The 17,338-nt window shown below is 70.3% G+C and carries 18 protein-coding genes; 8 read left to right on the forward strand and 10 right to left on the reverse strand.

Features of this window, described 5'->3' with window-relative positions:
* Window positions 1-54: 54 nt before the first annotated feature.
* Window positions 55-2,742, reverse strand: a complete 2,688-nt coding sequence (locus ACWDSL_RS14010) for an FHA domain-containing protein (RefSeq protein WP_450485023.1) — start codon at window positions 2,740-2,742, stop codon at window positions 55-57.
* A gap of 223 nt (window positions 2,743-2,965) precedes the next feature.
* Here ACWDSL_RS14010 and ACWDSL_RS14015 point away from each other — a divergent pair, with 223 nt between their 5' ends.
* Window positions 2,966-4,453, forward strand: a complete 1,488-nt coding sequence (locus ACWDSL_RS14015; RefSeq protein ID WP_450485025.1) for a streptophobe family protein — start codon at window positions 2,966-2,968, stop codon at window positions 4,451-4,453.
* 78 nt (window positions 4,454-4,531) lie between these two features.
* On the forward strand, window positions 4,532-5,779 hold the full coding sequence (gene serB / locus ACWDSL_RS14020; RefSeq protein WP_450485027.1) for a phosphoserine phosphatase SerB: 1,248 nt from the start codon (window positions 4,532-4,534) through the stop codon (window positions 5,777-5,779).
* 111 nt (window positions 5,780-5,890) lie between these two features.
* Here the strand turns inward: serB and ACWDSL_RS14025 are convergent, their stop codons facing one another.
* The 4 genes from ACWDSL_RS14025 to ACWDSL_RS14040 form a co-directional block, all read right to left on the reverse strand.
* Window positions 5,891-6,409 carry a SixA phosphatase family protein gene (locus ACWDSL_RS14025; protein WP_450485029.1) on the reverse strand — a complete coding sequence of 173 codons (519 nt, stop codon included), beginning with the start codon at window positions 6,407-6,409 and terminating at the stop codon, window positions 5,891-5,893.
* A 143-nt stretch (window positions 6,410-6,552) separates the two neighbouring features.
* Entirely contained in the window at window positions 6,553-6,762 is a 210-nt protein-coding gene (locus ACWDSL_RS14030) for a hypothetical protein (RefSeq protein ID WP_450485031.1), read from the reverse strand.
* A 194-nt stretch (window positions 6,763-6,956) separates the two neighbouring features.
* Window positions 6,957-7,073, reverse strand: coding sequence for an SGM_5486 family transporter-associated protein (locus ACWDSL_RS14035; RefSeq protein ID WP_014180754.1), 117 nt, complete (start codon window positions 7,071-7,073; stop codon window positions 6,957-6,959).
* An 87-nt stretch (window positions 7,074-7,160) separates the two neighbouring features.
* Complete coding sequence (locus tag ACWDSL_RS14040; RefSeq protein WP_450485034.1) at window positions 7,161-8,438, reverse strand: CynX/NimT family MFS transporter; 1,278 nt, start codon at window positions 8,436-8,438, stop codon at window positions 7,161-7,163.
* 115 nt (window positions 8,439-8,553) lie between these two features.
* Here ACWDSL_RS14040 and ACWDSL_RS14045 point away from each other — a divergent pair, with 115 nt between their 5' ends.
* On the forward strand, window positions 8,554-9,252 hold the full coding sequence (locus ACWDSL_RS14045; RefSeq protein ID WP_089511207.1) for a FadR/GntR family transcriptional regulator: 699 nt from the start codon (window positions 8,554-8,556) through the stop codon (window positions 9,250-9,252).
* Between the two features lie 21 nt (window positions 9,253-9,273).
* Here ACWDSL_RS14045 and ACWDSL_RS14050 read toward each other — a convergent pair whose 3' ends face one another.
* The 4 genes from ACWDSL_RS14050 to ACWDSL_RS14065 form a co-directional block, all read right to left on the reverse strand.
* Window positions 9,274-9,606 (reverse strand): hypothetical protein, encoded by a 333-nt coding sequence (locus ACWDSL_RS14050; protein ID WP_014180751.1) that lies wholly within the window; start codon window positions 9,604-9,606, stop codon window positions 9,274-9,276.
* A 212-nt stretch (window positions 9,607-9,818) separates the two neighbouring features.
* Window positions 9,819-10,589, reverse strand: coding sequence for an enoyl-ACP reductase FabI (gene fabI, locus ACWDSL_RS14055; protein ID WP_450485037.1), 771 nt, complete (start codon window positions 10,587-10,589; stop codon window positions 9,819-9,821).
* Window positions 10,590-10,594: 5 nt separating this feature from the next.
* Window positions 10,595-11,299: a 3-oxoacyl-[acyl-carrier-protein] reductase gene (gene fabG, locus ACWDSL_RS14060; protein ID WP_450485039.1), complete on the reverse strand. Its 705-nt coding sequence runs from the start codon at window positions 11,297-11,299 to the stop codon at window positions 10,595-10,597.
* Window positions 11,300-11,485: 186 nt separating this feature from the next.
* On the reverse strand, window positions 11,486-11,902 hold the full coding sequence (locus ACWDSL_RS14065; RefSeq protein ID WP_450485041.1) for an ATP-binding protein: 417 nt from the start codon (window positions 11,900-11,902) through the stop codon (window positions 11,486-11,488).
* 196 nt (window positions 11,903-12,098) lie between these two features.
* Between ACWDSL_RS14065 and ACWDSL_RS14070 the strand changes: the two genes are divergently transcribed.
* Together ACWDSL_RS14070 and ACWDSL_RS14075 are read left to right on the forward strand one after the other, a co-directional pair.
* Window positions 12,099-12,929: a helix-turn-helix domain-containing protein gene (locus ACWDSL_RS14070; RefSeq protein ID WP_450485043.1), complete on the forward strand. Its 831-nt coding sequence runs from the start codon at window positions 12,099-12,101 to the stop codon at window positions 12,927-12,929.
* The gene (locus ACWDSL_RS14075; protein ID WP_450485045.1) at window positions 12,926-13,147 is read left to right on the forward strand and encodes a DUF397 domain-containing protein; all 222 of its coding nucleotides are present in this window, start codon (window positions 12,926-12,928) and stop codon (window positions 13,145-13,147) included. The genes ACWDSL_RS14070 and ACWDSL_RS14075 overlap by 4 nt, the downstream gene beginning before the upstream one ends.
* A 14-nt stretch (window positions 13,148-13,161) precedes the next feature.
* Here ACWDSL_RS14075 and ACWDSL_RS14080 read toward each other — a convergent pair whose 3' ends face one another.
* A complete protein-coding gene (locus tag ACWDSL_RS14080) occupies window positions 13,162-13,686 on the reverse strand; it encodes a GNAT family N-acetyltransferase (protein WP_450485047.1) in 525 nt (174 codons plus the stop codon).
* 114 nt (window positions 13,687-13,800) lie between these two features.
* Here ACWDSL_RS14080 and ACWDSL_RS14085 point away from each other — a divergent pair, with 114 nt between their 5' ends.
* The 3 genes from ACWDSL_RS14085 to ACWDSL_RS14095 all read left to right on the forward strand — a co-directional run bounded on the left by ACWDSL_RS14085 (window position 13,801) and on the right by ACWDSL_RS14095 (window position 17,331).
* Window positions 13,801-14,232 carry a hypothetical protein gene (locus tag ACWDSL_RS14085; RefSeq protein WP_450485049.1) on the forward strand — a complete coding sequence of 144 codons (432 nt, stop codon included), beginning with the start codon at window positions 13,801-13,803 and terminating at the stop codon, window positions 14,230-14,232.
* A 157-nt stretch (window positions 14,233-14,389) separates the two neighbouring features.
* Window positions 14,390-15,916, forward strand: a complete 1,527-nt coding sequence (locus ACWDSL_RS14090) for a TldD/PmbA family protein (protein WP_450485051.1) — start codon at window positions 14,390-14,392, stop codon at window positions 15,914-15,916.
* Window positions 15,913-17,331: a metallopeptidase TldD-related protein gene (locus tag ACWDSL_RS14095; RefSeq protein WP_450485053.1), complete on the forward strand. Its 1,419-nt coding sequence runs from the start codon at window positions 15,913-15,915 to the stop codon at window positions 17,329-17,331. Before ACWDSL_RS14090 ends, ACWDSL_RS14095 begins: the two co-directional genes overlap by 4 nt.
* Window positions 17,332-17,338: the final 7 nt, after the last annotated feature.

Raw genomic sequence — 17,338 nt, forward strand, 5'->3', positions numbered from 1 at the left:
CCCCGCACAGGGAGGGTGCCGCCGCCCTTCGGCGTTCCGGCGCAGAGAGTCCCGCTACTTGCGCATGACCTCCGGCTCATGGCGGCGCAGCAGCCGGGCGACCACGAAGGCGCAGATGACGCCGAGCGCGATCAGCACCAGGATGTCGATGCCCCACTGCGATGTGGCGTGCTCCCACAGCGGGTCGGTGTCATTGGGCTTCTTGCGGTCCCAGGGCGCCATCGTGTGGCCGGGGCCGGGGCCCAGGTCCAGGGTCGCTCCGGCCGCGCCGACCGCCCAGCGGGACGGCATCAGATAGGCGAACTGCTCGATGCCCGGCGATCCGTAGATCTTGAACAGGATGCCGGTGAAGACGACCTGGATGATGGCGAACATGACCAGCAGCGGCATGGTCTTCTCGGCGGTCTTCACCAGCGAGGAGATCACCAGGCCGACCATCATCGAGGTGAAGCCGATCGCGATGATGGAGATGCACAGCTCGGCGGCCGGGGGCATGATCAGGCCCTCCTCCGGCAGCTCGCGGGTCGAGAAGCCGATGGCGCAGATGATCACGGCCTGGAAGGCGGTGATCACGCCGAGCACGATCACCTTCGACATCAGATAGGCCGAGCGGGACAGGCCGACCGCCCGTTCCCGTTCGTAGATCACCCGCTCCTTGATCAGTTCTCGTACGGAGTTGGCCGCGCCGGAGAAGCACATGCCGACCACGAGGATCAGGGTGATCGTGCCCGCGTCCTGGTTGAACTGGCCCTTGGGCGCCTTGGTGAGGCCGAAGTCCGACGGGATGACGATGCTCACCGCGCCGAGGACGGCGGGCAGGATCACCATCAGACCCAGGAAGCCCTTGTCCGAGGCGATCACCGAGACGTAGCGGCGCATCAGGGTCCACAGCTGGGAGCCCCAGCTCTGGGGCTTCTGCATCCGCGCCGGGGGCGGCTGGACGTGTACGGACTGCGGCGCGACGGCGTCGAGGTCCGCGGCGTACATCTGGTAGTGCTGCGAACCGCGCCAGCGGCCCGCCCAGTCGTAGTCGCGGTAGTTCTCGAAGGCGGAGAAGACATCCGCCCAGGTCTCGTACCCGAAGAAGTTGAGCGCCTCCTCCGGCGGGCCGAAGTAGGCGACCGAACCGCCCGGGGCCATGACCAGCAGCTTGTCGCAGATCGCCAGCTCGGCCACCGAGTGGGTGACCACCAGCACGGTGCGGCCGTCGTCGGCCAGGCCGCGCAGCAGCTGCATCACATCGCGGTCCATGCCCGGGTCGAGGCCGGAGGTCGGCTCGTCCAGGAAGATCAGCGACGGCTTGGTGAGCAGCTCCAGCGCGACGGAGACGCGCTTGCGCTGGCCGCCGGAGAGGGAGGTGACCTTCTTGTCGGCGTGTATGTCCAGCTTGAGCTCGCGCAGCACCTCGCCGATCCGGGCCTCGCGCTCGGCCTCGGCGGTGTCGCCCGGGAACCGGAGCTTGGCGGCGTAGCGCAGCGCCTTCCGGACGGACAGCTCCTTGTGGAGGATGTCGTCCTGCGGGACCAGGCCGATGCGCTGGCGCAGCTCGGCGAACTGCTTGTAGAGGTTCCGGTTGTCGTAGAGGACATCGCCCTGGTTGGCCGGACGGTAGCCGGTCAGCGCCTTGAGCAGCGTGGACTTACCGGAGCCCGAGGGGCCGATGACCGCGACGAGCGACTTCTCGGGGACGCCGAAGGAGACGTCCTTGAGGATCTGCTTGCCGCCGTCGACCGTCACCGTCAGATGGCGGGCCGAGAAGGACACCGCCCCGGTGTCGACGAACTCCTCGAGGCGGTCGCCGACGAGCCGGAAGGTGGAGTGACCGACGCCGACGATGTCGCTCGGGCCGATGATCTGCTGGCGGACCGGCTGACCGTTGACGTACGTGCCGTTGTGGCTGCCGAGATCCCGGATCTCGAACCGGCCGTCGGGCAGCGCGCGGAACTCCGCGTGGTGGCGGGAGACCTGCAGGTCGGAGACGACCAGCTCGTTCTCGAGCGCACGACCGATGCGCATCACCCGGCCGACGGCCAGCTGGTGGAAGGTGGTCGGGCCGCGATCGCCGCCGTGGGCCTGCGGGGCCCCGGCGACGGGGCCGGCACCGGGGACCTTCTGCGCCGGGTTCTGCTGCGGGGCGTGTCCCTGCGGGGCCTGGTGCGGGACGTGCGCTTGCGGGACCTGGTGTTGCGGAGCCGGCTGCTGGGGCACGAAGGGCTGCTGCTGGGGCATCTGCTGCGGCCCGCCCTGCGGCTGTGGCCAGCCCTGGGGCTGGGGGGGCTGCGGCTGCTGTCCGGCCTGGGGCCAGGCGGGGGCGCCGGGCTGCTGATACGGGGGCTGCTGGTGCGGGGCCTGCTGGTGCGGGGCCTGCGGCGCGCCCATCGCCGACGGTGCGCTGTAGGCGCCCGCGGCGACCCCGGGTGCTCCGGCTGCGCCCGCTCCGCCCGCGGAGAGGATCAGCCGGGGGCCGTCCGTCGCGTTGCCAAGATGGACGGTCGAACCGGGGCCGATCTCCATCTGCTGGACGCGCTGGCCCTGCACATAAGTGCCGTTGGTGCTGCCGTGGTCCTCGATGACCCAACTGCGCCCACCCCAGCGCACGGTGGCGTGGCGCCAGGACACTCTGGCGTCGTCCAGCACCATGTCGCCCTGCGGATCGCGTCCAAGGCTGTATGACCTGGATGGATCAAGTGTCCAGGTCTGTCCGTTCAATTCCAGTACGAGTTCCGGCACTCCACGCCCCACTACTTGTCCCCCGATGGACCCCCTGTACGGGGAGTCTAGGGATGGCGAACATCGGGAGGAACTATTTCAGGCTCAGTCGCTCAACCGGAAGTCGGGCATTGACAACACCGCGCGCAGGCGGCGTTGACTCGCCCGAAAGGCCCCCGGAAAGTGGTAAGCACCCACGGATGGGTCAGATCATGGACCATCCGGGCAACTCATACCGATCGGGGGGACCGGCGCCATGAGCGCGAGCGGCAGCGGACGGGTGCGCCCGGGAGAGGTGTTGCTCTCGACGGTGGCGGCCGTGAGCTGGGCCTTCCTGGCCATGGCGGGTGTCGCCGCGCTCGGGCTGCATCTGGTCGGCGCGGACAGCGCGGGCGCGCTCGGCCCCATGACGGCGGCCGCGGTGGTGCTCGCGGTCGGCGGCTCGGTCACCCCGTCCGGGGATGTGAAGGCGTTCGGGCTGACCGGCGCCCAGGCCCATTCGGCCGTCGATATCGCGCCACTGGGCATCAGCCTGGTGGGCGCGCTGCTGCTGGGCTGGCTGTTCGTACGGTCGCTGCGCGGGGCGGGGGCGGTGATCGACGGGGCCGAACTGGCCACCCGGGCAGGCGCGGTGGTCCTGCTCTTTCTGCTGGTGCTCGCCGGGCTCACATGGGTCGGCAACGATACCGTCACAATCGACGCCTCGACGCTCGGTGTAGCGGGCAAATCGAAGCAGGAGCAGGGCGGGCTGCTCGAAAAACTCCCCGGCGAGCTGGGCGATATCGCGGACATCGGCAGCGGGCTGCTGCCGGACCGGATCCAGCGGCTCATCGACGCCAAGGCGGCGGTCGGGTTCACCGTCGAGTCCGGGCGTTCCGTGCTGGGCGGCGCGGTCTGGGTCGTCGTGGTGCTGCTCATCGCGCTGCTCGTGGCCCGCCGCGCACCGGTGCCGCACGGCCTGGAGGCGGCGCACCGCACCGTCCGGCCGGCCGCCTCCGCGCTGTGCGGGGTGCTGGTGCTGGCGGTCGGGGCGGGGCTCGCGGCGGCGCTGTACGCGGCGATCGGCGACGACCACCCCCGTCTGGTCCTCGGGGCTGCGCTGCTCGGCGCGCCGAACGGGGTGTGGCTCGGGGTGCCGCTGGGGCTGTTCGTGCCCTGGCACGGCGGGGCGAGCGGGGCGCTGGTGCGGGTGCTGCCCGATCCGCTCGACGATCTGCTGGCCAACGAGCACAACGAGCCGATCACGGTCGCGCGCCTCGCGGAGCTGGACGGCCGGGTGTGGCTGCTGACGGTCGGCTGTGTGCTGATGATCCTGGCCGCGGGGGTGCTGACCGCGGTCCGTACGCCCATCGGCCGGGCCGGGCAGTCCGGGCGGTCCGGGGAGGCGGGGCAGGTGGGGCAGGCAGGGCAGGTGGGGCAGGCGGGCTTTGTGGGGCGGTGCGCGCTGCGGCTGGGCATCGTCACGGCGGTCGCGCTGCCGCTGCTGTGCCGGCTGACCGAGGTGTCGGCCGGGGCGAGCCTGTCCGTACTGGGCTTCGACGCCTTCGGCGCCGGGATCGAGCTGCACGGCGGCGGGGCGGTGGCATGGGCGCTGGGCGCCGGGTGGGGCGCGGCGGCGGGCGCCGCCGGGGCGCTGGCGGCGTGGGCGACCGGGGCCGCGGGCGGCCGGGCGTCCCGCTTCGCGTTCGACTCAACGCCGCATGACGGCTCAACGCCGAATGACGGCCCGGCTACGACGAAATGAACGTTTTGTACCGTACAGCCGTCCGTAGCGCGGACTGCCGCGCGATCGCCCCTAGTGGCCGGATACGGTGGGAAGACCATGAGCACATCGCAGATTCCTCCTGCCACCGCCGTCCCCGACGACGATGTCCCGACCCTCCTCGTCAAGATCTTCGGCAAGGACCGCCCCGGCATCACCGCCGGCCTCTGCGACACCCTCGCCGCCTACGGCGTGAACATAGTCGACATAGAGCAGGTGGTCACCCGAGGCCGCATCGTGCTGTGCGTGCTGGTGAGCTCCCCCACGGGCGGCTGGACCCAGGAAGGCGATCTGCGGGCGACCGTCCACAGCTGGGCCGAGTCGATGCGGATGCAGGCCGAGATCATCTCCGGCCGGGGCGACAACCGCCCCCGTGGCACGGGCCGGTCCCATGTCACCGTGCTGGGCCATCCGCTGTCCGCCGAGTCGACGGCGCGCATCGCGGCCAGCATCACCGGCAGCGGCGGCAACATCGACCGGATCTTCCGGCTCGCGAAGTATCCGGTGACGGCCGTGGAGTTCGAGGTGTCCGGCGCCGAGACGGGCGCGCTGCGCACCGCGCTGGTCACCGAGGCCGCCGGAATCGGCGTGGACGTGGCCGTGGTGGCGTCGGGCCTCCAGCGCCGGGCGCAGCGCCTGGTGGTCATGGACGTGGACTCCACGCTCATCCAGGACGAGGTGATCGAGCTCTTCGCGGCGCACGCGGGGTGCGAGGCGGAGGTCGCCGAGGTCACGGCCCGCGCCATGCGCGGCGAGCTGGACTTCGAGCAGTCGCTGCACGCACGGGTCGCGCTGCTGGCGGGGATCGACGAGTCCGTGGTGGAGAAGGTGCGCGCCGAGGTGCGGCTCACACCCGGCGCCCGGACGCTGATCCGCACCCTCAAGCGGCTCGGCTACCAGGTGGGCGTGGTCTCCGGCGGCTTTACGCAGGTGACCGACGACCTCAAGGAGCGGCTGGGGCTCGACTTCGCCTCCGCCAACACCCTGGAGGTGGTGGACGGCAAGCTCACCGGGCGCGTGGTCGGAGATGTCGTGGACCGCGCGGGCAAGGCGCGGCTGCTGCGGCGCTTCGCGGCCGAGGCCGGGGTGCCGCTGATGCAGACCGTCGCGATCGGGGACGGGGCCAACGACCTGGACATGCTCAACGCGGCCGGGCTCGGTGTCGCCTTCAACGCGAAGCCGGTGGTGCGGGAGGCCGCGCACACCGCGGTGAATGTGCCGTTCCTGGACACCGTGCTGTATCTGCTGGGGATCACCCGCGAAGAGGTGGAGGCGGCGGACACCGCGGCGGACACCGTCGAGGGCTGAGACGGCGAGGCGGCTGAGACGGCGAGGCGGCTGAGACAGCTGAACGGCTAAGGCGTCACCGTATGAGTGCGGGCCCGAGCGGCGAGGCCGTCCGGGCCCGACGGGTCATGATCACTCGTGCGGCGCCCAGAAGTCGCTGAGGCGGCCGACGCCGTGCTCCACCGACTTCCACGAGCCGCTGAAGGTCACCACCGCGAGGGCGGAGGTCGGGAATCCGCTCCGGGCCATACGCTCCCGCGTGCCCTTCTCGGCCTCACCCGCGAGCGCGTCCGCCAGGGCATGCATCCCAGGGTTGTGGCCGACCACCAGCAGCTCGCTCACATCGTCGGGCGTCTCGTTCAGCAGGGCGAGCAGCTCACCGAGCGAGGCCTCGTACAGCCGCTCCTCGTAGACGGTCTTCGGCCGCTGCGGCAGCTCGTGCACCACGAGCTTCCAGGTCTCCCGGGTGCGGACGGCCGTCGAGCAGAGGGTGAGCTCGGGGGTGATCCCTGCCTCGACGAGTCGGCGTCCGGCGAGCAGGGCGTCTTGGCGGCCACGCTCCGCGAGCGGCCGCTCGTGGTCGGATACCTGGGGCCAGTCGGCCTTGGCGTGTCGGAGAAGGACGATCCTGCGGGGCACATCGACGCTCATGTGTCCCAGCTTCGCATGAAAACGGGTGCCCGGCGCAGGGTGTTGGAGCGGACCTCGTCCTCAGATGAGTAAGGACGGGGGTCCTCAGGTGAGGGGAGACGGGGCGAATGGCCACCACGGTGGCGAGGTGTCACGGCGAGGTGTCACGGCTGATGCGTGAAGGCGCCCCGTAGCAGCCCGAAGACCTGCGAGAGCGTCCCGGAGTCGTCGGCGGCGTGCGCGTCGGGGGAGCCCACGAGCAGCAGCAGGGCGGCGAAGGCCAGAGCCGGAAGCGCCAGGGCCCACCACGGCAGCCGACTGTCCGGACGGCGCCCGGCGGGGTCGGCGGGCCGGGGGTGGGTGTGCGCGGACATGGGGATCGCCTCCGGGGCGCGAGGGGTGGGTGACGAGCGGCCGACGACGGGCGCCGCGCCTCCAGCCCCCGCCTTCGCTTTCCGACACCTCGAATCTACGGACCGCCCGGGGCCGGTCCCATCCGGTGAACCACCCAGTTGCCCCTGACCCTGGCCCCCTAAGGGATGGTGGGGACAGCCCCACCCTCAAGGGTTCAAGGCGAGGCGATGGTCGCGACCACGCCGATGATCACGGTGATGCCCAGCATCACACCCAGGATGATGAGCAGCTTCTTCTGGCCGTTCGGCGGGTTTTCATCGAGCACTGGCATGGCCCCAGTGTCCCACCGCCCCGCCGCCGCCCCGGCACCGCCCCGCGGGTTCGCGAGGGTGTGCCGGGCTCGCTCAGATCCCGTCTCTCAGATCTCGTCCTCGACGGCGCGGTCGCGCCCCGCCAGCACACCGGCGGCGATCTGCGGCAGCATCAGCCCGGCCATCAGCGCGATGGGCAGGTCCCAGCCGCCGGTGTGCTGGTAGAGCGCGCCGACCAGCAGCGGCCCGGGTATGGACAGCAGATAGCCGGTGCTCTGGGCGAAGGCGGACAGCCGCACCACGCCGGCCGCGGACCTGGCCCGCATGCCGATCATGGTCAGGGCGAGCGGGAAGGAGCAGTTCGAGATGCCGAGCAGCACCGCCCACACCCAGGCGCCCCCGGCCGGGGCGAGCCACAGCCCGATGTACGCGCTGAGCCCGAAGGCCCCCAGGATCACCACCAGCGGGCCCTGGGTGCGCAGCCTGGCCGCCACGGACGGCAGGACGAAGGCCAGCGGTACGCCCATCACCATGGTGACCGCGAGCAGCAGCCCGGAAGTGGAGGCGGAGACCCCGGCGTCGCGGAAGACCTGGGACATCCAGCCCATGGTGATGTAGGCGCCGGTGGCCTGGAGGCCGAAGAAGACGGCAAGCGCCCAGGCGGTGGGGCTCCTGGTGATCCGGGTACGGGCGGGAGCGGCGGAGGCAGGAGCAGCGGCGGCGTCGGGAGCCGTGGCCGCGGCCTGGCCCGTACGGTCGCGGGCGAGCGCCGGCCAGGGCAGCACGGCGACGCCCGCGAGCACCGCCCACGCCCCGAGCCCGGCCCGCCAGCCGCCGCCCAGTGCGTCGGTCATGGGGACGGTGACGGCGGCCGCGACAGCCGAGCCCAGCGACAGGGCCATCGAGTACGCGCCGGTCATGGGCCCCACCCGGTCGGGGAACCAGCGCTTGACGATCACCGGCATGAGGACGTTGCCCACGGCGATCCCGGCGAACGCGAGGGCGCTGGCGGCGAGGAAACCGGCGGTCCCGCCCATCAGGGGGCGTACGGCCAGGCCCACGGTGATGGCGACAAGCCCCACGCAGACGACGGCGCCCGGCCCCCAGCGGCGGGCCAGCCGGGGCGCGGCGATGCCGAAGAGGGCGAAGCAGGCCGCGGGCATCGAGGTCAGCAGCCCGGCGACGGTGCCGCTCATGCCCAGGTCGGCCCGCGCCTCTTCGAGGAGCGGGCCGAGGCTGGTGACGGTGGGGCGGAGGTTGACCGCGGCGAGGACCAGGCCGAGGACGACAAGGCGCCGCCGCCACCGGGGAGCCGCGGGCTCCGGAGCGCTTCGCTGCCGTATCGGGGCGGCGGTGTCGGGAGTCGCGAGGTCCTGGTCAGCCATGGGCATCATCATAGAATGATGGGATGAATGGCTGTCCAGTAGTTTGCAGCCGCCCGGTGACGGCCGGACGGCATCATGGGAGCACCCGCATCCCCGCCCCAGGCACAGGAGAGTCATGCCGCTGACCTCGCCCCGGCGCTCCGCGCTCGCCGACCAGGTGATCGCCCAGCTGCGCGCCCAGATCACCTCAGGCGAGTGGCCGGTGGGATCCCGGATCCCCACCGAGCCCGAGCTTGTCGAGCAGCTGGGGGTGGCCCGTAACACCGTGCGCGAGGCGGTACGCGCGCTCGCGCACAACGGCCTGCTGGACATCCGGCAGGGCTCGGGCACCTATGTGCTGGCGACCAGCGAGCTGGCCGGGGTGATGCACCGCCGCTTCGCGGACGCCGACCCGCTGCACGTCGCCGAGTTGCGCAGCGCCCTGGAGACGAAGGCGGCCTGGCTGGCCGCGGAGCGCCGTACCGAGCAGGACCTCAAACAGATCGACGCGCTGTTGGACCGGCGCGAGCGGGCCTGGGCCTCCGGGGACACCGAGACCTTCGTCGAGGCGGACGCGACGCTGCACATGGCCGTGGTCGCGGCCTCGCACAATGACGTACTGGAGGAGCTGTACGCCGATCTGGGCGGGGTGGTGCGGCAGTTTCTGCACGGGGACGTCAAGGGCGGACTGCGGCCCGAGACGTATGTGGACCATGCGCGGCTGGTGGAGGCGATCCGGGCGCGGAACGGGGAGCGGGCGGCGGCGGAGGCGAGCACGCACCCCTTCAGCTGCCGGTACGCGAACCGTTCGGGCGGCACAGGAACGGCCGGCTGACCGCAACGGCCGGCTGACCGCTCAGCGGTGGCTCACCCAGGCCTTCCGTATCTCCTTCCAGCAGCGGTCCGCGAGCCGTACGTGCTGGGCCGGGCCGACCTCGACGGAACGCCCGTCCATATCCGGGTCCCACCAGCGCGCGCACTCGACGTGCAGCTGGACCCGGTCCACGTCCGGGTTCGGGTTGAAGCAGCTGGCCGTGGCGTGCGAGCCGCGCACCCAGGTGCTGCACGCCGCCTCGCGTGGCCGGGGGCGCTCCTGGGCGGCCGAGTTCGAGGCGTTCGACGCGACGGCGATGAAGCCGACCACGGCCGCCACCAGTACTGCGGCCGCGACGCAACGGGACGTACGCATGGCAGGACCTCCTCGACCGTGCTGAACCGCCGCGCCTCAAGCCGCCGCACCCGATACTCACTCCACAGTGCGGGTGACACCGTGTGGTGCGCTCGGCGCACTGGTCCGAACGGGCGAACAGCCGCTGCCCCGGCCCCCGCGGAGCGCGGGAACCGGGGCAGCATGGGCCGGGGCGGCGGGCCCAAGAAGGCGATGCGTGCGTACGGACGGGCTCAGGCGCCCATCATGTGCACCCCGCCGTCGACGTGCACGATCTCACCCGTGGTGCGCGGGAACCAGTCCGACAGCAGGGCGACGACACCACGGCCGGCCGGCTCCGGGTCGCTCAGGTCCCAGCCGATGGGCGCGCGGTTGTCCCATACGGTCGCCAGGTCCTCGAAGCCCGGGATGGACTTGGCGGCCATGGACTTGATGGGGCCCGCGGAGATCAGGTTGCAGCGGATGTTCTCCTTGCCCAGGTCCCGGGCGAGGTAGCGGTTGGTGGACTCCAGCGCCGCCTTGGCCACGCCCATCCAGTCGTACTTCGGCCAGGCGAACTGGGCGTCGAAGGTCAGGCCGACGATCGAGCCGCCCCGCGGCATGACCGGCAGGCAGGCCATGGTCAGCGCCTTGAGCGAGTACGCCGAGACATGCACGGCGGTGGACACGTCCTCCCAGGAGCCCTCCAGGAAGTTGAACGCGCCCTGCGGGCCGAAGGCGATGGAGTGCACCACGCCGTCCAGGTCGACACCCTCGCCAAGGTGCTCGCGCACCTTGGCGGCCAGGCCGTCCAGGTCCTCTTGGTTCTGCACATCCAGCTCGATGACCGGCGCGGGCTTGGGCAGCCGCTTGGCGATCCGCTCGACGAGGGAGACCCGGCCGAAGCCGGTGAGGATGACCTCGGCGCCCTCGTCCTGGGCGAGCTTGGCGGCGTGGAAGGCGATCGACGCCTCGGTGAGGACGCCCGTGACCAGGATGCGCTTACCGGCGAGAATTCCACTCATGACGTTCAGTGACCCATGCCCAATCCGCCGTCGACAGGGATGACGGCTCCAGTGATGTACGAGGCCTCCTCGGAGGCCAGGAAGCGAACCGAGGCGGCGATCTCCTCGGGCTGCGCGTAGCGCGCGAGCGGCACCTGCTTGACGTATGCCTCCCGCTGCTTCTCGTCGAGCGCGCGGGTCATGTCGGTGTCGACGAAGCCGGGCGCGACCACGTTGACCGTGATGTTGCGCGAGCCGAGCTCACGGGCGAGGGAGCGGGCGAAGCCCACCAGGCCGGCCTTGGACGCGGCGTAGTTCGCCTGACCCGCGGAGCCCATCAGGCCGACCACGGACGAGATCAGGACGATACGGCCCTTGCGGGCGCGCAGCATTCCGCGGTTGGCGCGCTTGACGACACGGAACGCACCGGTGAGGTTTGTGTCGAGGACGGTGGAGAAGTCCTCCTCCGTCATCCGCATCAGCAGCTGGTCGCGGGTAATGCCGGCATTCGCCACCAGCACCTCGACCGGGCCGTGCTTCTCCTCGATCTCCTTGTACGCCTGCTCGACCTGCTCGGGCTCGGTGATGTCGCACTTGACCGCGAGAAAGCCGGCCGGCGGCTCCCCGGACCGGTACGTGATGGCGACCTTGTCGCCTGCGTCGGCGAAGGCACGGGCCACGGCGAGGCCGATACCGCGGTTTCCTCCGGTGACGAGAACCGAGCGGCTCAAGGGACCACCCTCTCTGTTGGATGTCGTACCGGGCGTCACTATGTGTGGCGACCCTTGTGTACGCAAACTATCGGGCAAAGGCCCGGTGCGGGGAATCGAGCACGCACAGGGGCGCCACCCGGTCACTGTCGACTTCCTACAGAAGTCTCCGGAAGCCTCACGACGGACCGCTCCCGCGTTCGCCTGTCATTCCACGGCGTACTCGCACCACACCGTCTTGCCGATGGTGCGATCCGTCACCCCCCATTTGGACGCGAGCGCGTCCACGAGCACCAGCCCGCGTCCGTGCTCCTCCTGGTACGCCAGTGCCTCGGCGCCGTAATCGCGGAGCTCAGGGCGCCGCTCGCCCCGGGCGTCGGACACCTCGATACGGGCGGTGACCGGGCTCCGATGCGCTCCGGGCGCGGGCTGGACGGTGAGTCGGAGATGGAAGTTCCGGCCGGGCACATGTCCATGGCTCACCGCGTTCGCCGTGAGCTCGCCCGCGAGCAGGGCGATGCCGTACGAGGCGTCGCTGCCCCGCGGAATGCCCCACTCCTCCAACCGGCGGACGACAAGGCGTCGGGCGAGCCGTGCGCCGTGCCGGGAGGAGGTGAAGAACATCTCGAACGTGCCGAGCGTATTAGCAGGGGGATTTTCGCCATTCACATCACCGAGCGTGGCGAAGCGTGCATAGCCTGACCAGACACCTCGCGAGTACCCACGGTCGCTGTACGGGCACGGAACGTGTGCGTACGGGAGTGACGCCGTGACGCGGGCGGGGAGGCATGACGTTCTTGCGCATGGGAGGTGGCGGGACATGACAGATACGGAGCGGCCGGGCCAGGGCGAATACTGGGCGGACTTCCTCAAGTGCCTCGGCAGGCAGGTGAAGCTCTTCCGCGAACGGGCGGGACTCACGCAGGCGCAACTGGGCGAGGCGATCGGGTACAGCGAGGAGCAGGTGTCCTCGGTGGAGCAGGGGCGGCGGGTGCCGCAGCCGGAGTTCCTGGACGCGGCGGACGACGTGCTGAACGCGTTCGGGGTGCTGCGGGCTGCGAAGGAGGAGGTGGCCAAGGCGCGACTTCCGGCGTTCTTTCGCGGGGCGGCGAGGCTGGAAGCGCAAGCGACGGAGTTCCACGCGTATGAGAACCAGGTGGTCAACGGGTTGCTGCAGACCGAGGATTACGCCCGCGCTATGTTCACGCTGGTGCGCCCGCTCTTGGACGAGGAGACCATCGAACAGCGGGTGTCCGCCCGGATGGCCCGCCAGGAGCTTCTCAGCCGTTGGCCAGCACCAATGATGAGCTTCGTCACCGAAGAGGCTGTACTCCAACGACCGTACGGCGGCACAGAAGTGTTGCGTGGTCAGTTGGAGCACTTGCTGCACATCGGCCAGTTGCGGAACGTTGAGCTTCAGGTGATGCCCACAGGCTCAGAGGACAACGCCGGAATGGACGGCCCGTTCGCCTTGCTGGAGCCCAAGGGACGTCAGATGATGGCCTACGTCGAGGTTCAAGGCGTTGGCAGGCTGCTGACCGACCGAAAAGCGGTTCGCGAGATTCAGCAGCGGTACGGGATCATCCGAAGCCAGGCTCTCAGGCCGCGAGAGTCTCTCGAGTTCATCAAGAAGCTGCGGGGAGAACTATGAACAGCAAACAAGGCAGAGACGGCACGTCCGAGCTGGTGTGGATCAAGAGCAGCTACAGCGGTGGGGAGGGCGGCATGTGCGTCGAGGTGGCGGCCTCCGGCCCGACCGCCATCCATGTACGGGACTCGAAGCACGCGCAGGGACCCCAGCTCGCCTTCCACATAACCGAGTGGGGCGCATTCATCGGCGGCCTCCGCGCCGAGGAGTTCGACGCGTAGAGACCGACAGCGCGTCAGCGCAGCTCGCCTTCCAGCAGGCCCATCGTGAACATGTCGTACCACCGGCCATCGCGTCGGAACTCCTGGCGCAGCCTGCCTTCGTCAACGAAGCCGATCTTCTGGTAGACGCGATGAGCGGCAAGGTTCTCGGTGACGACGGTCAGCGTGATCTTGTGCAGCCGCATCTTGTCGAAGCCGTAGCGGCATATCGTTCGCATCGCGTCGGTGCCGTAGCCGCGCCCCCAGTACTCCTTCTCACCGATGTATATGTCGAGCTCGGCCCTGCCCGTCTCCGGCTCGGCATCGCGCAGCCGAACCAAGCCGATGAGCTTTGCGTCGGTGAGCACTTCGACTCCGTAGAGCACTTCGCCGTAGGCGTTGCGCGGCCGTTCCTCCAACCGCTTCCTCACCTGGGACAGCGGCTGGGCGTAGCCATCGCTCATCCAGCGCATGACGTCGGGGTCGTGGTTCCACCGCCACAGCGCCTCGGCGTCCTCCGGCTCCATCGGCCGTAGCCGGACCAGCTCTCCAAGCACCATGCCGGCGCCCGCCTTTCAAAGCCTTCGTGATCCCCGTTCGCGAACCCGCCAGTGGTAACACGGGCCCGCTCCGCGCTCAACATGGTGTCGGTCATCTGTGTGAGGATGGCCCTCATGCTTGAGGGAGGTAACACCAGACCGCCTGGTCAGGCCGGCCCGCTGGTGCCGGCCCCCAGCGAGGGTGGCCCGGACGGCAACGTGTCCGACGTGAGACAGTGGAATTTTCGATACGAAGACGGGGAATGGCTGACTTCCACGGTTCCCCCCGCAGACGACAATCTCAAGGCCGCCATTGAAACTCTGGTAGTGCCGTTCGGCGAGAGTTGGCAGGCTGTCGAAAGCTGTATTGAGTCCTGGGGCAGGATGAAGCGCGAGATTGGTTTCGACTATTCGCTTTCGACGCCCGGAGCTATTGCGCGCAGAGTCTCGAAGGAAACCGTTGAGATTTGCGATCTCTACGATCAATTCGAGGATACGCGAATCCCGGAAGCAGAGTTCGTCAGCCTCTTGAAGGCATTGTTTACGGCCATACGGAGGGGTGCGTAGCGGAACCTGTCACCTGCCCAAGGTCTCCGCACGGCCCAGCAGGAGCGCGAGTGCGGCTCCAGGGGCTCGGCGGGAATTAGCCACCCCCAGGCCGTAGCGGCATGGTTCACTGCCGACGGACACATATCGACCACACACCGACGAAGGGGAGTCGCCCGTGCCGCATGAGATCGATCCGTCCTTCCTCGCGCTGCCGCTGCGCGCACTCGCGGACGCCGCCCTCGCGCGCGCCCGCGCGCTGGGGGCCGATCATGCCGACTTCCGCTTCGAGCGGGTGAGGAGCGCCGCTTGGCGGCTGCGGGACGGGAAGCCCGCGGGGTCGTCGGACACCACCGATCTGGGGTACGCGGTGCGGGTGGTGCACGGCGGGACCTGGGGGTTCGCTTCAGGGGTGGACCTGACCATGGACGCCGCGGCGCGGGTGGCCGGGCAGGCGGTGGCCATGGCGAAGTTGTCGGGGAAGGTGATCCAGGCTGCGGGGTCCGAGGAGCGGGTGGAGCTGGCGGATGAGCCGGTGCACGCGGATCGGACCTGGGTCTCGGCGTACGAGATCAACCCCTTTGACGTGCCGGACGCGGACAAGACCGGGCTGCTCACGGACTGGAGCGAGCGGCTGCTGAGGGCCGACGGGGTCGCGCATGCGGATGCGTCGTTGCTGACCGTGCAGGAGAACAAGTTCTACGCGGACACCGCGGGCACCACGACCACCCAGCAGCGGGTCAGGGTGCATCCGCAGCTGACGGCGGTGGCGGTGGACCCGGAGAGCGGGGAGTTCGACTCGATGCGGACGCTCGCCCCGCCGGTCGGGCGGGGTTGGGAGTATCTGACCGGGGCGGGCGGCTGGGACTGGGACGCGGAGTTGGCGCAGATCCCGGACTTGCTGGCGGAGAAGATGCGGGCGCCGACGGTCGAGGCGGGGGCGTATGACCTGGTGGTCGACCCGTCGAATCTGTGGCTGACGATTCATGAGTCGATCGGGCACGCGACGGAGTTGGACCGGGCGCTGGGCTACGAGGCGGCGTACGCGGGCACCTCGTTCGCCACCTTCGATCAGCTGGGCAAGCTCAAGTACGGCTCCGAGATCATGAATGTCACGGGCGACCGGACGGCCGAGCACGGGCTGGCCACCATCGGGTACGACGACGAGGGCGTGGCCGCGCAGTCGTGGGATCTGGTCCGCGACGGCACGCTGGTCGGGTATCAGCTGGACCGCAGGATCGCCAAGCTGACCGGTTTCGAGCGGTCCAACGGGTGCGCTTTCGCGGACTCCCCCGGTCATGTGCCGGTCCAGCGGATGGCGAACGTATCGCTCAAGCCCGCGCCGGACGGGCCCTCGACGGAGGAGCTGATCGGCGGCGTGGAGCGGGGGCTGTATCTCGTGGGTGACCGGTCGTGGTCGATCGACATGCAGCGCTACAACTTCCAGTTCACCGCGCAGCGGGCGTTCCGGATCGAGAACGGGCGGCTGGCGGGGCAGGTGCGGGACTTCGCGTACCAGGCCACGACCACCGACTTCTGGGGCTCGATGGCCGCGGTCGGCGGGCCGCAGACGTATGTCCTGGGGGGCGCCTTCAACTGCGGCAAGGCCCAGCCGGGCCAGATCGCGGCCGTTTCGCACGGCTGCCCGTCCGCCCTGTTCCGGAACGTCAACATTTTGAACACCACGCAGGAGGCGGGTGCATGAGCGGCGTCAACAAGCCTCACCGGGTCGTCAAGCCGCACGAGATCGTCGAGCGGGCGCTGGAGCTGTCCCGGGCGGACGGCTGTGTGGTGATCGCCAATGAGAGCTCCACCGCCAATCTGCGCTGGGCGGGCAACGCCCTGACGACCAACGGCGTGACCCGGGGCCGCACACTCACGGTCGTGGCCACGGTCGACGGCGGCCAGGGCGCCGCCTCCGGTGTGGTGTCGCGGTCGGCCGTCACCGCCGAGGACCTGGAGCCGCTGGTACGGGCCGCCGAGGCGGCGGCCCGGGAGGCGGGTCCGGCGGAGGACGCCCAGCCGCTGGTGGAGGCGGCCGGCGAGGGGGCCGTATCGGCGGGGTTCACCGATGCGCCGGACGAGACCTCCTCCGAGGTGTTCTCGGCCTTCGCGCCCGCACTCGGCGAGTCGTTCGCGCAGGCGCGGGCGGGCGGCCGGGAGTTGTACGGGTTCGCCAACCACGAGGTCGTCACCAGCTACCTGGGCACCTCCACCGGGCTGCGGCTGCGCCACGACCAGCCGAGCGGGACGCTGGAGCTCAACGCCAAGTCCCCGGACCGCACCCGCTCGGCCTGGGCCGGGCAGGCGACGCGCGACTTCAAGGACGTGGATCCGGCCGCGATCGACGCCGAGCTGGCCCGGCGGCTGGTGTGGGCGCAGCGGAAGATCGACCTTCCGGCCGGGCGGTACGAGACGCTGCTGCCCCCGACGGCGGTCGCCGACCTGCTGATCTACCAGCTCTGGTCCTCGGCGGCGCGGGACGCGGCGGAGGGCCGTACGGTCTTCTCCAAGCCGGGCGGCGGCACGCGGATCGGCGAGAAGCTGAGCGACCTGCCGCTGACGCTGCGCAGCGACCCGGCGGCGCCCGGTCTGGAGGCGGCGCCGTTTGTGATCGCGCACTCGTCCGGCGACGACGCGTCGGTGTTCGACAACGGGCTGCCCCTGACCACCACCGACTGGATCCGGGACGGTGTGCTGAACCAGCTGATCACCACGCGCCACACCGCCGGTCTGACGGATCTGCCGGTGGCCCCCGGGATCGACAATCTGATCCTGGACGGGGGCGGGCCGCGCTCGCTGGAGGAGATGGTGGCGGCTACCGAGCGGGGGCTGCTGCTGACCTGCCTGTGGTACATCCGCGAGGTCGACCCGGCCACGCTGCTGCTGACCGGGCTGACCCGGGACGGGGTCTATCTCGTGGAGGGCGGTGAGGTCGTCGGCGAGGTGAACAACTTCAGGTTCAACGACTCACCGGTGAGCCTGCTGTCCCGGGCGACCGAGGCGGGCCGCACCGAGCGGACGCTGCCGCGCGAGTGGGGCGACTGGTTCACCCGTGCCGCGATGCCCGCGCTGCGCGTCCCGGACTTCAATATGAGCTCCGTCAGCAAGGGCGTGTGAACCGGGC

This window comes from Streptomyces sp. NPDC000941, assembly GCF_053599555.1.

Coding starts and splice junctions, on each gene's coding strand:
- ACWDSL_RS14015 (WP_450485025.1), top strand. CDS start 2,966: ATGAGCGCGAGCGGCAGCGGACGGGTGCGCCCGGGAGAGGTGTTGCTC.
- serB (WP_450485027.1), top strand. CDS start 4,532: ATGAGCACATCGCAGATTCCTCCTGCCACCGCCGTCCCCGACGACGAT.
- ACWDSL_RS14025 (WP_450485029.1), bottom strand. CDS start 6,409: ATGAGCGTCGATGTGCCCCGCAGGATCGTCCTTCTCCGACACGCCAAG.
- ACWDSL_RS14030 (WP_450485031.1), bottom strand. CDS start 6,762: ATGTCCGCGCACACCCACCCCCGGCCCGCCGACCCCGCCGGGCGCCGT.
- ACWDSL_RS14035 (WP_014180754.1), bottom strand. CDS start 7,073: ATGCCAGTGCTCGATGAAAACCCGCCGAACGGCCAGAAGAAGCTGCTC.
- ACWDSL_RS14040 (WP_450485034.1), bottom strand. CDS start 8,438: ATGGCTGACCAGGACCTCGCGACTCCCGACACCGCCGCCCCGATACGG.
- ACWDSL_RS14045 (WP_089511207.1), top strand. CDS start 8,554: ATGCCGCTGACCTCGCCCCGGCGCTCCGCGCTCGCCGACCAGGTGATC.
- ACWDSL_RS14050 (WP_014180751.1), bottom strand. CDS start 9,606: ATGCGTACGTCCCGTTGCGTCGCGGCCGCAGTACTGGTGGCGGCCGTG.
- fabI (WP_450485037.1), bottom strand. CDS start 10,589: ATGAGTGGAATTCTCGCCGGTAAGCGCATCCTGGTCACGGGCGTCCTC.
- ACWDSL_RS14065 (WP_450485041.1), bottom strand. CDS start 11,902: ATGTTCTTCACCTCCTCCCGGCACGGCGCACGGCTCGCCCGACGCCTT.
- ACWDSL_RS14070 (WP_450485043.1), top strand. CDS start 12,099: ATGACAGATACGGAGCGGCCGGGCCAGGGCGAATACTGGGCGGACTTC.
- ACWDSL_RS14075 (WP_450485045.1), top strand. CDS start 12,926: ATGAACAGCAAACAAGGCAGAGACGGCACGTCCGAGCTGGTGTGGATC.
- ACWDSL_RS14080 (WP_450485047.1), bottom strand. CDS start 13,686: ATGGTGCTTGGAGAGCTGGTCCGGCTACGGCCGATGGAGCCGGAGGAC.
- ACWDSL_RS14085 (WP_450485049.1), top strand. CDS start 13,801: ATGCTTGAGGGAGGTAACACCAGACCGCCTGGTCAGGCCGGCCCGCTG.
- ACWDSL_RS14095 (WP_450485053.1), top strand. CDS start 15,913: ATGAGCGGCGTCAACAAGCCTCACCGGGTCGTCAAGCCGCACGAGATC.